This is a genomic window from Streptomyces antioxidans (genome assembly GCF_000968685.2).
Lineage (GTDB): Bacteria > Actinomycetota > Actinomycetes > Streptomycetales > Streptomycetaceae > Streptomyces > Streptomyces antioxidans.
The window spans coordinates 1-12,491 of record NZ_LAKD02000113.1 but is presented as its reverse complement, the minus strand read 5'-3'; the positions used below and the strand labels follow the sequence as shown (position 1 = coordinate 12,491).

At 69.7% G+C, this 12,491-nt stretch carries 10 protein-coding genes and 1 pseudogene; 4 read left to right on the top strand and 7 right to left on the bottom strand.

Annotation, left to right across the window (positions count from 1 at the left end; all coding sequences use genetic code 11):
- Positions 1–68: 68 nt before the first annotated feature.
- Positions 69–743, bottom strand: a complete 675-nt coding sequence (locus tag VT50_RS32085; protein WP_046088179.1) for a Crp/Fnr family transcriptional regulator — start codon at positions 741–743, stop codon at positions 69–71.
- A 224-nt stretch (positions 744–967) separates the two neighbouring features.
- On the opposite strand from VT50_RS32085, the gene nth reads away from it, so the two are divergent.
- The 3 genes from nth to VT50_RS32070 are packed head-to-tail and all read left to right on the top strand — an operon-like array spanning position 968 to position 3,732.
- Positions 968–1,837 carry an endonuclease III gene (nth, locus tag VT50_RS32080; protein ID WP_078840837.1) on the top strand — a complete coding sequence of 290 codons (870 nt, stop codon included), beginning with the start codon at positions 968–970 and terminating at the stop codon, positions 1,835–1,837.
- Entirely contained in the window at positions 1,834–2,517 is a 684-nt protein-coding gene (locus tag VT50_RS32075; protein ID WP_206269518.1) for an NUDIX hydrolase, read from the top strand. The genes nth and VT50_RS32075 overlap by 4 nt, the downstream gene beginning before the upstream one ends.
- 12 nt (positions 2,518–2,529) lie before the next feature.
- Entirely contained in the window at positions 2,530–3,732 is a 1,203-nt protein-coding gene (locus VT50_RS32070) for a MarP family serine protease (RefSeq protein WP_046088176.1), read from the top strand.
- Between the two features lie 60 nt (positions 3,733–3,792).
- Here VT50_RS32070 and VT50_RS40720 read toward each other — a convergent pair whose 3' ends face one another.
- The 6 genes and pseudogenes from VT50_RS40720 to VT50_RS32040 form a co-directional block, all read right to left on the bottom strand.
- Positions 3,793–3,996, bottom strand: coding sequence for a hypothetical protein (locus VT50_RS40720; protein ID WP_075200444.1), 204 nt, complete (start codon positions 3,994–3,996; stop codon positions 3,793–3,795).
- Between the two features lie 143 nt (positions 3,997–4,139).
- Entirely contained in the window at positions 4,140–5,066 is a 927-nt protein-coding gene (locus tag VT50_RS32060; protein ID WP_046088175.1) for an alpha/beta fold hydrolase, read from the bottom strand.
- A complete protein-coding gene (locus tag VT50_RS32055; RefSeq protein WP_046088174.1) occupies positions 5,063–5,524 on the bottom strand; it encodes a phage holin family protein in 462 nt (153 codons plus the stop codon). The genes VT50_RS32060 and VT50_RS32055 overlap by 4 nt, the downstream gene beginning before the upstream one ends.
- Before the next feature lie 104 nt (positions 5,525–5,628).
- A complete protein-coding gene (nhaA, locus tag VT50_RS32050; protein WP_046088173.1) occupies positions 5,629–7,020 on the bottom strand; it encodes a Na+/H+ antiporter NhaA in 1,392 nt (463 codons plus the stop codon).
- Positions 7,021–7,247: 227 nt separating this feature from the next.
- On the bottom strand, positions 7,248–9,209 hold the full coding sequence (gene acs / locus VT50_RS32045; RefSeq protein ID WP_046088196.1) for an acetate--CoA ligase: 1,962 nt from the start codon (positions 9,207–9,209) through the stop codon (positions 7,248–7,250).
- Between the two features lie 114 nt (positions 9,210–9,323).
- Positions 9,324–10,415: pseudogene (locus VT50_RS32040) on the bottom strand (carbonic anhydrase); the annotation flags it as partial.
- Positions 10,416–11,142: 727 nt separating this feature from the next.
- Between VT50_RS32040 and VT50_RS32035 the strand changes: the two are divergent.
- Positions 11,143–12,387, top strand: a complete 1,245-nt coding sequence (locus VT50_RS32035; protein ID WP_240529392.1) for a polysaccharide deacetylase family protein — start codon at positions 11,143–11,145, stop codon at positions 12,385–12,387.
- Positions 12,388–12,491 lie beyond the last annotated feature (104 nt).

Here is a 12,491-nt window from a genome sequence, read left to right as displayed (position 1 = left end):
GATGGGCCCCTTACGTACGGTCTCTGTGTTCCGTCGGTCTCTGTGCCTCTGTGTTCCGTCCGGCGGCGTCAGCGGGAGCGCTTGGCCAGCCGCTCGACGTCCAGCAGGATCACCGCGCGCGCCTCCAGGCGCAGCCAGCCGCGGCCCGCGAAGTCGGCGAGCGCCTTGTTGACGGTCTCGCGGGAGGCGCCGACCAGCTGGGCCAGCTCCTCCTGGGTCAGGTCGTGGACGACGTGGATGCCTTCCTCCGACTGCACGCCGAAGCGGCGCGACAGGTCCAGCAGGGCCCTGGCGACCCGGCCAGGAACGTCGGAGAAGACCAGGTCCGACATCTGGTCATTGGTCTTGCGCAGGCGCCGGGCGACCGCGCGCAGCAGCGCGGAGGCGACCTCGGGCCGGGCGTTCAGCCACGGCTGGAGATCGCCGTGGCCGAGGCCGAGCAGCTTGACTTCGGTGAGGGCGCTGGCGGTGGCGGTGCGCGGGCCCGGGTCGAAGAGCGACAGCTCGCCGATCAGCTCGCCGGGGCCGAGCACGGCCAGCATGTTCTCGCGGCCGTCGGGAGAGGTGCGGTGGAGCTTCACCTTGCCCTCGGTGACCACGTACAGGCGGTCGCCGGGGTCCCCTTCGTGGAAGAGCGCGTCACCCCGCGCGAGGGTGACCTCTCCCATGGAGGCGCGCAGCTCAGCGGCCTGCTCGTCATCGAGCGCCGCGAAGAGCGGGGCGCGCCGCAGAACGTCGTCCACGAGTCTCTCCTTGTCGACATGCACAGGGGACCGACGTCCCCATGATGCCGGACGGTAAAACAGTGCGATCAATCACAAGTTTGACGCACTGGCCTGCCGAGCAGTGCGGCAGGGGTCCGATTGGGGGCCTCTTCACGGTGGTCGGGCCGGATGTCAGTGGGTGGGCTTAGGCTGGCCGGGTGTCCAATACGCCGGTGAGAGCACAGGGCAAGGGGGCCGGACGGGTGACCGCACCTCGTAATTCCGCTGTGGGCGAACAAAAATCCGCCGACTCAACAGAAGCCTCGAAACCACATAAATCGGTCAAGGGCTCGAAGGGTGCCCGCCCCGAGTCCCGGCTCGCCCTCGTCCGCCGCGCCCGGCGCATCAACCGCGAGCTCGCCGAGGTGTATCCGTACGCCCATCCCGAGCTGGACTTCGAGAACTCGTTCCAGCTGCTGGTGGCCACGGTCCTCTCGGCCCAGACCACCGATCTGCGGGTCAACCAGACCACCCCCGCGCTCTTCGCCGCGTATCCGACGCCCGAGGACATGGCGGCCGCCGACCCGGAGGCCCTGGAGCAGCTGATCCGGCCCACCGGCTTCTTCCGTGCCAAGGCCAAATCGCTGCTCGGCCTGTCCGCCGCCCTCCGCGACCGCTTCGGCGGCGAGGTCCCGGGCCGGCTCGAGGACCTGGTCACCCTGCCCGGTGTCGGCCGTAAGACGGCCAATGTGGTGCTCGGCAACGCCTTCGGGGTGCCGGGCCTGACCGTGGACACCCACTTCGGGCGGCTGGTGCGGCGCTGGAAGTGGACCGCCCAGGAGGACCCCGAGAAGGTCGAGGCGGACATCGCCGCGCTCTTCCCCAAGAGCGAGTGGACGATGCTCTCGCACCGCATCATCTTCCACGGCCGCCGTGTCTGCCACGCCCGCAAGCCCGCGTGCGGCGCCTGCCCGATCGCCCCGCTCTGCCCGGCGTACGGGGAGGGCGAGACCGACCCGGAGAAGGCGAAGAAGCTGCTCAAGTACGAGATGGGCGGTCAGCCGGGCCAGCGCCTGCGCCCTCCGTCCGACTACCCCGGCCGGCCCGCCGCCCCCCTCGGGGCCGCCGAGTGACGAGCACGTACGGGGAGGTGGAGGTCAGCGCCCAGGGGCTGCCCGAGTGGCTGCTCCCGGTGGCCCGGCTGGCCGAGACGATCGAGCCGCGCCAGCTGAGCCGGTATCTGCCGCCCGCGCAGGGCGGAGGCCGCCCCTCCGCCGTGCTGGTGCTCTTCGGTGAGGGCCCCGACGGCCCGGAGCTGCTGCTCATGGAGCGCTCCGGCTCACTGCGCTCGCACGCGGGTCAGCCCTCCTTCCCCGGCGGTGCCCTCGACCCGGAGGACGGGGATCCGGAGGAGGACGGCCCGCTGCGCGCTGCGCTGCGCGAGGCCGAGGAGGAGACCGGGCTCGACCCCTCGGGCGTCCAGGTCTTCGCGGTGCTGCCGAGGCTCTACATCCCGGTGAGCGGCTTCGTCGTCACCCCGGTGCTTGGCTGGTGGCGCCGGCCCACCCCGGTCGGGCCGGTGGACCCCGCCGAGACGGCCCGGGTCTTCACGGTCCCCGTGGCGGATCTCACGGATCCGGCGAACCGGACCACCACCGTCCACCCCAGCGGCCACCGGGGGCCCGCCTTCCTGGTGGGATCCGCTCTGGTCTGGGGTTTCACCGCCGGAGTGATCGATCGCATCCTGCATCACGCGGGGTGGGAGCGACCGTGGGACCGAGCCAAGCGCGTCCCACTCGACTGGCGCGCGTGAGACGGTGTTCCGGTGAATGTGCTGGACATCCTGTTGCTGCTCGCCGCCGTGTGGTTCGCGATCGTCGGCTACCGCCAGGGTTTCGTCGTCGGCGTGCTGTCGGTGACGGGGTTCATCGGAGGAGGGTTGATCGCGATCTATCTGCTGCCGCTCATATGGGACGGCACCACCGACGACAAGACCTCCCCCGGCACCGTCGGTGCCGTGATGGCGATCGTCCTGGTGATCGTGTGCGCCTCGGTCGGCCAGGCGGCCACCACCCACTTGGGGAACAAGCTGCGGCGGTACATCACCTGGTCACCGGCGCGCGCCCTGGACGCGACCGGCGGCGCGCTGGTGAACGTCCTGGCGATGCTGCTGGTGGCCTGGCTGATCGGCTCCCTGGTGGCGCAGACCTCGCTCCCCACCCTGGGCAGGGAGGTCCGAGACTCCAAGGTGCTGCTCGGGGTCTCCCGCGTCGTTCCCGAGGAGGCGAACACCTGGTTCACCGACTTCTCCTCGGTGCTCGCGCAGAACGGGTTCCCGCAGGTCTTCTCGCCGTTCGCCAATGAGCCGATCACCACGGTGCCGCAGCCCGACCCCGCGCTCGCCCAGTCCCCGGTGGCCACGCGGGCGCAGGACAGCATCGTCAAGGTCGTCGGCACCGCCCCCAGTTGCGGCAAGGTCCTCGAGGGCAGCGGCTTCGTCTTCGCCCCGAACCGGGTCATGACCAACGCCCACGTCGTCGGCGGCGTCAGCGACCCGACCGTGCAGATAGGCGGCGAGGGCCGGCTCTACGACGCCAAGGTCGTGCTCTACGACTGGAAGCGCGATATCGCGGTCCTCGATGTGCCCTCGCTGCAGGCCCCGGCGCTGCAGTTCGCGCAGAACGACGCGCGCACCGGTGATGGCGCGATCGTCGCCGGGTTCCCGGAGAACGGCGCCTTCGATGTGCGCGCCGCGCGCGTCCGCGGCCGTATCGAGGCCAATGGCCCCGACATCTACCGCCGCTCCACCGTGCACCGCGATGTGTACTCGCTGTACGCGACCGTGCGGCAGGGCAACTCCGGCGGCCCGCTGCTCACCCCGCAGGGGCGGGTGTACGGCGTGGTCTTCGCCAAGTCCCTCGACGACGCCGACACCGGATACGCGCTGACGGCGGACGAGGTGAGCGAGGACATCCAGAAGGGGCGCACGGCCGACCAGCCCGTGGACAGCCAGGGATGTGCCCTTTAGCTTCCGGTGTCGCCGTGTTCCCCGCGCCGCGCCGGAGTCACCTATTAGCGGCTGCTGCTACTAGCGGCTGCGTGGATGGCGCAGCCGCGCCGAGACCCACCGGGCCCGGCGGCGGATGATGCGGGGAATCCCGATGTTCGGGTCATGGCCTTGGGTAGGCCCGGAGCCGCCCCGCTCGGAAACACTCAGCGCGGCATTGGCGGTAGCGGCGGCCTCGGGGCCGCGGCTGTTTGGTGCGTCACGGTAGTCGTGCGTCCAGCCCATACCTCGGTGTGTGCCCCTGACCCAAGGTCCGTAATCGCCGCTGGCTGCGGCAATTGGCCTATGCTCCAGGCAATTGGCTGTTCGAAAAACAGATGTTCGCCCGTGTGCGGAGGGATGGTCGGAATGCGTACGTCCGATGACGCTCAGCGGTCGGGTTCCGGGTCCTTCAGCCAGTTGATCAGCTCGGTGGTGAAGGCCCGGGGATCCTCCTCGTGCGGGAAGTGGCCCAGGCCGTCGAAGAGCCGCCAGCGATAGGGGGCCTCGACATACTCCCCGGAGCCCGCCGCGCTGCGGGTGCGCATCACCGGGTCGAGTGACCCGTGCAGATGCAGGGTCGGCACCCGCACCGGCCGCTTCATCCGCCGGTTGAACTGGAAGCCGTCCGGCCGTGCCAGCGACCGCACCATCCAGCGGTACGGCTCGATCGAGCAGTGCGCGGTCGAGGGGATGCACATCGCCCGCCGGTAGACCTCCACCGCCTCGTCCTCGGGCAGCCGGGGTCCTGACCAGTCCCGGATCAGTCGCCCCACGGCCGCCGCGTCGTCCGCGACCAGCTGGCGCTCGGGCAGCCAGGGCCGCTGGAACCCCCAGATGTGCGAGCCGGCGGCGCTCTGCTTGACGTCCGCGACCATCGCCGATCGCCAGCGGCGGGGATGCGGCATCGAGGCCACCGCGAGCCGCCGCACCAGCTTCGGCCGCATCACCGCGGCCGTCCACGCCAGGTATCCGCCCAGGTCATGGCCGACGAGCGCGGCATCGGGCTCGCCCAGCGAGCGGATCACACCGGTGATGTCGAGGGCGAGGTTGGCCGGGTCGTAGCCACGCGGCGTACGGTCGCTGCCGCCCACCCCGCGCAGATCCATCGCGACCGCGCGGTAACCGGCGTCGGCGAGCGCGGGCAGCTGGTGCCGCCAGGTCCACCAGAACTGCGGAAAGCCGTGCAGCAGCAGCACCAGCGGGCCGTCACCCAGTTCGGCGATGTGGAAGCGTGCGCCGTTGGCCGCGACATCCCGGTGGGTCCAGGGGCCATCGAGCCGTACGACCGACGCGGAGGTATCAGGGACGGTCATGCCGACGAGCGTGTCACATCCCGCGCCGAGCGTCCGCCATTGCTCCCGGCACGCGGATGCGGCTTGACGCTCCCCAGTACGGCGGCCGTCTCCTTGGACGAGGAGATCGACCGCTTCGGCGCCTTGACCTTCTTGAACTTCAGCATCGCCAGCAGGCCCAGGATCCCGGCGAACAGCCAGTAGATCCCGCCCACGATCAGGAAGCACCAGGCGAGGCCGAGGCCGGTCCATGAGCGCATGCCGTAGGCGAGGGCGAAACTCAGCACCGGAAGCGAGAACAGCAGCAGCACTCCGGCCACCATTCCCGCGCCGCTGCCGACCGCGGCCTTCTTGGCCCCCACCCGGAGCTCGGCCTTGGCCAGCGCGATCTCGTCGTGCATCAGCGCCGACAGCTCGGTGGTCGCCGTCGCCACCAGCTGGCCGAGGCTGCGGTTGCCGCCGTCGTCGGCTGCGCTCATCGCCATCTCCCTCTGCTCTTGTGCTTCTTGTGCGTCAGTGCTCGGTGCGTCGTCAGTGCTTGCTACGTCTTCTGCGCATTTCTGCGGGTGTCAAGCCTCTCAGATCATGCCGGACCATCGTCGCCGGAGTCGTTCGCGGCAGCCACTTCGGCAAGCCGCCGGTGTTCGGCGGCCTTTGCCTCGTGGATGGCGGCCATCCGCAGGTGGTACGCGGGGCTGTCGAGCTCATAGACGTCCGGGATGCCGTCCATGTCCTCGTCCCGCTCCTCCTCCTGACACAGCCGCTGGTACTTGGTGTTGCGCAGTTTGAGAAGGATCCCGGCGAACAGGGCGGCGCTCAGCGAGCCGATGAGGACCGCCGCCTTGACCTCCTCGGCGAGCGTGGGATCGCCCGGGAAGGCGAGTTCGTCGATGAGGAGGGAGACGGTGAAGCCGATTCCGGCGAGGGCGGCCACGGCGAAGACATCGGCCCAGGCCAGGTCCTCGTTCAGCTCGGCCCTGGTGAAACGGGCGGCGCACCAGGAGCCGCCGAAGACTCCGATGGTCTTGCCCACGACGAGGCCGAGGAAGACACCTAGGGTCTCCGGGCGGGTGAAGACATCCGCCATCGCGCCGCCGGAGAGCGGCACCCCGGCGGCGAACAGGGCGAACAGCGGCACCGCCACACCCGCCGACACCGGTCGCACCCGGTGCTCGACGCGTTCGGCGGGGGAGCGCTCCTCACCCTCCCGTACGGTGCAGCGCAGCATCAGGCCCATCGCGACGCCGGCGACGGTGGCGTGCACACCGCTGGCGTGCATCAGTGCCCAGATCACCACGGCGAGCGGGAGGTATATCCAGGCCGTCCGGACGCCCTTGCGGAGCAGCAGCCAGAAGAGGGCGAGCGCGGCGACCGAGAGGACCAGGGCGACGACGTTGATGCGATGGGTGAAGAAGATCGCGATGATGAGGATCGCGCCGAGGTCGTCGACGACCGCGAGGGTGAGCAGGAAGGCGCGCAGCGCGGCGGGCAGCGCGGTGCCGATCACGGCGAGGACGGCGAGCGCGAAGGCGATATCGGTGGCGGTCGGCACGGCCCAGCCCTTGAGGCTGCCGCCGCCGCTCGCGCTGACGATGACGTAGACGAGCGCTGGTACGGCCATGCCGCAGATGGCGGCGATCACGGGCAGTGCGGCGGCCTTGGGGTCGCGCAGCTCGCCCGCGACCAGCTCGCGCTTGAGCTCGATTCCGGCGGCAAAGAAGAAGATCGTCAGCAGACCGTCGGTGGCCCAGGAGGCGACCGAGAGGTGCAGATGCAGCGCCTGGGGGCCGAAGGAGAAGTCCCTGACGTCGCCGTAGACGCCGCTGAGGGGAGTGTTGACGAGGATCAGCGCCACGACGGCGGCCACCAGGAGGATCACACCACCGACGGTCTCGGCGCGCAGCGCGTCGATGACGAACGTCCGCTCGGGCAGCGAAAGGCGTCCAAGGAACTTGCGGCTGGTGGGCGCGGCCACGGGCGGGCCTCCTGGGTAGGTCGAGGTGCGGATACACGTATGGCGTATGCCGACCAGACTTCCCGGCGCTCCTGTCCATCATCTTGTCGCAATTCTTATGCGACAGCCACCTGATTCTTATGCGGCAGCCACCTGCGACGGCGAAGGGGCGCCCCCGCCAGGCGGGAGCGCCCCTCATCTGTTCGCTTGCCGTCCGGCCGTCCGGCCGTCCGGCACGGGCGCCGGGGTCAGTCCTCGCTGGGGGCGGAGGGCAGCTTGCTCTGGATCAGTTCCATGACGGAGGAGTCGGTGAGCGTGGTGACATCGCCCAGCGCCCGGTTCTCGGCGACATCGCGCAGCAGACGACGCATGATCTTGCCGGAGCGGGTCTTGGGCAGCTCGGCCACCGGCAGGATCCGCTTGGGCTTGGCGATCGGGCCGAGGTGCTTGGCCACATGCGCCCGCAACTCCTCGACCAGGCCCTCGTCCTCGGCCGCGCCGCCGCGAAGGATGACGAACGCGCAGATGGCCTGGGTGGTCTGCGGGTCGGTCGCGCCGACGACCGCCGCCTCGGCGACCTTGGGGTGCGAGACGAGCGCCGACTCGACCTCGGTCGTGGAGATGTTGTGGCCGGAGACCAGCATCACATCGTCGACCCGGCCGAGCAGCCAGATGTCGCCGTCGTCGTCCTTCTTGGCGCCGTCGCCCGCGAAGTAACGCTTGTCGAAGCGGGACCAGTAGGTGTCCAGATAGCGCTGGTCGTCGCCCCAGATGGTGCGGAGCATGGACGGCCACGGCTCGGTGAGCACCAGATAGCCGCCATGGCCGTTCGGCACCTCATTGGCCTCGTCGTCCACGACGGTGGCGGCGATGCCCGGCAGTGCGACCTGGGCCGAACCGGGCTTGGTGGCGGTGACGCCCGGCAGCGGGCTGATCATGATGCCGCCGGTCTCGGTCTGCCACCAGGTGTCGACGACGGGCGTGGTGTCCGCGCCGATGTGCTTGCGGTACCAGACCCATGCCTCAGGGTTGATCGGTTCGCCGACGGAGCCGAGGATCCTCAGCGAGGAGAGGTCGAACTTGGCCGGGATGTCGTCGCCCCACTTCATGCAGGCGCGAATCGCGGTCGGGGCGGTGTAGAGGAGGGTGACCCCGTACTTCTGGACCACCTCCCACCAGCGGCCCTGGTGCGGAGTGTCCGGGGTGCCCTCGTAGAGCACCTCGGTGGCGCCGTTGGAGAGCGGACCGTAGACGATGTACGAGTGGCCGGTGACCCAGCCGACGTCCGCCGTGCACCAGAAGACATCGGTCTCCGGCTTGAGGTCGAAGACGGCGTGGTGGGTGTAGGAGACCTGGGTGAGGTAGCCGCCGGAGGTGTGCAGGATGCCCTTCGGCTTACCGGTCGTACCCGAGGTGTAGAGGATGAACAGCGGGTGCTCGGCGTCGAACGCCTCGGGGGTGTGCTGCTCCGGCTGGCGGTCCACGATCTCGTGCCACCAGACGTCACGGCCCTCGCTCCAGTCCACCTCCTGGCCGGTGCGGCGGACGACCAGCACATTGCGCACGTTCTCGGTGCCGGGCCGGGTGAGCGCCTCGTCGACGGCGGGCTTGAGCGCGGACGGCTTGCCACGGCGGTAGCCGCCGTCGGAGGTGATGATGACCCGGGCGTCGGCGTCCTGGATGCGGGTGGCGAGAGCGTCGGCCGAGAAGCCGCCGAAGACCACCGAATGCGGGGCACCGATACGGGCGCAGGCCAGCATCGCGACCACGGTCTCCGGGATCATCGGCATATAGATGGCGACCCGGTCGCCCGACCGGACCCCCAACTCGGTCAGCGCGTGGGCCGCTTGGGAGACCTCCCGCTGCAGCTCGGCGTAGGTGAGGGAGCGGGTGTCGCCGGGCTCGCCCTCGAAGTGGAGCGCCACCCGGTCGCCCAGCCCGTTCTCCACATGCCGGTCGACGCAGTTGTACGCCACATTGAGCTTGCCGTCGGCGAACCACTTCGCGAAGGGTGGGTTCGACCAGTCGAGTGTCTCGGTCGGCGCGGTCGCCCAGGACAGCCGACGGGCCTGCTCGGCCCAGAAGCCCAGGCGGTCCGCCTTCGCCCGCTCATACGCCTCGGCCGTGACATTGGCGTTCGCGGTCAGCTCGGCGGGCGGCGCGAAGCGACGCTCCTCCCGAAGAAGGTTGGCCAGGCTCTCGTTACTCACGACATCTCCCATTCCCAGGGTGTCCGTTGTGTCCCAGGCCATAGCTCATCAGCCAACGGCACACCCTGACAAGGGTTGTCGCCGAAAATTGGTTTAGACCTGTCGCTGGCTAGGTTACCGTCCCAGCTCCAGGGCGCCCTGGGCGGGCTCGCAGCCCCGCTCAGTCACGACGGAACGGCCGCTTCCGGGCCGGGCGGGGGCCGTCGCGGTGGCGAGGCAGACGGGCATCGGCACGCCATGGTCCGGGCGTACGGGCAGAAAGCTCCCCGTGCCCTTGTCCAGGACATACGCCTGGGCCTCCGCCACCTGGAAATACATGCCGTGCAGCGCCAGCCCGCCCTCCGCCGCCCGCCGCGCCACACAGGCGTGCTCCATCAGATGGTCGAGCTGCTGTCTCACATTGACCAGCGCCAGCCGCTCCACATCGTCGGCCACCGCCCGGCTCGACAGGGCGACCTCGCCGCGCCCCAGCCGACCGATCCGCTCCATCCGCGCCAGCGCCGGTCTGCCGTGGCGCAGCCAGCGCTCCAGCGGCGTCCGGTCCGCATGGGCGGATGCCCCGGGCCCACCGGAGGGCGCCCCAGCTCGGCCGGATGCCCCGGCCATGCCGGTGGCGCCGGATGCCTCGGCCCCGCCGGTGGACGCCCCTGGCTGGGGCGGTGTGCGGACCGGCGCCGATGAGTCGAGCAGCGCCTGCATCGCACCGCATCCGGAGTGACCGCACACCGTGATGCTGCTGATCTTCAGCACCTCCACCGCGTACTCGATCGCCGCCCCCACCGAGTCACAGGAGTCATCGGAGCCCGGTGGCGGCACCAGATTGCCGACATTGCGCACGGTGAACAGATCACCGGGGCCGCTTGAGGTGATCATGCTGGTTACCAGGCGGGAGTCGGCACAGGTGAGGAACAGCTGGCTGGGCCGCTGCCCCTCCCGCGCCAGCCGGGCCAGCTCATCGCGGACCAGCGGTGCCGTATGGCGCTGAAACGCGCTCACCCCGCCGAGCAGCTGACCGTCCGCGTCCCCGCTTGCAGCGACGCTCGCCCCGACGCCCATGGCCGCCGGGGCCGGACGGGTGCAGTGGTGATCACGCCAAGGCGTCCACGGTCGGCAGGCCCGGGCGTCGCCCGCCTCCGCGACCCACCGCGCCGCCCGTCTGTCGCGGGCCGGTCGCCCATCGGCCGACACCCGCCCGAAGCTTGCCGTCCGCCTGAAGCTTGCCGCCCTCCTGAAGCCTGCCGTCCACTCGGAGCCTGCCGTTCGTCTGGAGCCCGAAGGTCGCCGGGAGCCGGAGGGCTGTCGGGAGCCCGAGGTGCGGAGGAGCGCCGTGAGGAGGGTGATCGCGAAGGCCAGGGCGGCGGCCATGAGTCCGGCCCGGAGCGAGGCGCCGCAGGCCGATGTGATGCCCAGCGAGACGGAGGCGATGCCCAGTGAGAGAGGAACGGCGAATCGGAAGAGAAGGGCTGACGGGGAGAGACCGCCTCGTCTGAGGCGGGAGACCCGGTGGATCCGTTTTAAGAGCTTCAACATTCCCGTCTCCTCCGGGGCTTCGGTCGCGGATGGGCGCGCGGCCGTGGGTCACGGCGTACTGCGGTATGGACTTCCAAGGATTGGTAAATGAATCGTAATGCTGAGTAAAGTCGCTGGGAAGACTTTTGGGAGAGAGTGATCCGGTATTCCCTCTATAGGGTGAATAGTCATTTAAAACGCCTTGTCATCCTCTGTCTTTTTATCCGTCCATGCGAGGTTTGCTCCTATCCAGACGGATCTCCCGCGGGACAGGGTGCGACACGAGGGACGAGGTGGCGGCATGAGGGCCAGAAAACCCGGAGGGGCCGGAAGAGCCCGAAGAGCTGGAGGGGTCGGAAGGGCCAGAAGGGCTGGAGGGGCCGGGAGAGCCAGAAGAAACGTCACTGCACTGCTGGCCGCGGCGGTGGCACTCTCCGCGCCGGTCGGCTGCTCGGAAGACTCCGCCCATGAACCGGGCGCCACCGCGGGCTCGCGCCAAGACAGGGACAGTCCGCAGAAGGGTCCGGGGGCGTCGATCCACCCCGACAAAGCTCCGAAGACAATCCGGCTCATCGGCGACGGATCGACCTCCGACACCGGCCCCCAGCCCCATCAGCCGAAGGCCGAGCCGCTTCAACCCGGCGAGAAACCACCGCAGTTCGTCGTCTTCTCCTGGGACGGCGCCGGCCAGGACAAGCAGAAGCTGTTCTCCCACTTCCGCACGGTCGGCAAGAAGTACGGCGCGACGATGACGTACTTCCTCAGCGGGGTGTACCTGCTGCCCTCGGAGAAGCGCTCCCTCTACGATCCGCCCGAGCACCGGCGCGGCGCCTCGTCGATCGGCTTCAACGACGTCGAGGGCATCAAGGCCACCGTGGAGCAGTTGCGCGGCGCCTGGCTGGACGGCAATGAGATCGGCACCCACTTCAACGGCCACTTCTGCGACCGCCGCCGTGGAGTCGACACCTGGTCGGCGCGGCAGTGGACCAGCGAGATCCAGCAGGCCCGGTCGTTCGTCGAGAACTGGAAGACCAATGCGGGTCTGGCGCACGAGAAGCCGCTCCCCTTCGACTACGGCAAGGAGCTCGTCGGCGGTCGCGCCCCCTGCCTCCAGGGGCAGAAGAACCTGATCCGGGCGGCCGCCAAGCTGGGCTGGCGCTATGACGCGAGCTCACCCGGCGGGCTTCAGATCTGGCCCGGCAAGATCGACGGCATCTGGGACTTCCCGCTGCAGCAGATCCCGGTACCGGGCCGCGCGTTCGAGACGCTCTCCATGGACTACAACTTCCTCGCCAACAAGCCGCCCAAGAAGAACGGGAAGCGGCCCAAGCGCTCCACCTGGGGCCGTCCGATGCGCGACGGCATGCTCGCCGCCTTCGACCGGGCGTATGAGGGCAACCGGGCGCCGCTGTTCATCGGCAATCACTTCGAGTCCTGGAACGGCGGAACGTATATGCGCGCCGTGGAGGACGTCATCAAGAAGGTCTGCCCGCGCGCGGGGGTGCGCTGTGTGTCCTTCAAGCAACTGGCCGACTGGCTGGACGCGCAGAACCCCCGCGTCCTGGAGAAACTGCGGGTGCTGGACGTCGGGATGCGGCCGCCGGGCGGCTGGAAGAGCTATCTGGCCGCCGAGCCGGGGCGGACGTCCGATCGGCGAGACGGCTCGTGAGCGGACGTCCGGGCACCACGCGCAGACGGCTGAGCGGGAGCGGGGAGTAGAGACGGCTAGGCGGGAGTGGGACTAGTGAGCTGGTCCGGAGATGCGTGAGCAGT

Bases quoted from the DNA above. Each gene is read 5' to 3' on its own strand.
- VT50_RS32060 (WP_046088175.1), bottom strand. From the start codon at position 5,066: ATGACCGTCCCTGATACCTCCGCGTCGGTCGTACGGCTCGATGGCCCC.
- VT50_RS32055 (WP_046088174.1), bottom strand. From the start codon at position 5,524: ATGAGCGCAGCCGACGACGGCGGCAACCGCAGCCTCGGCCAGCTGGTG.
- VT50_RS40720 (WP_075200444.1), bottom strand. From the start codon at position 3,996: ATGGGCTGGACGCACGACTACCGTGACGCACCAAACAGCCGCGGCCCC.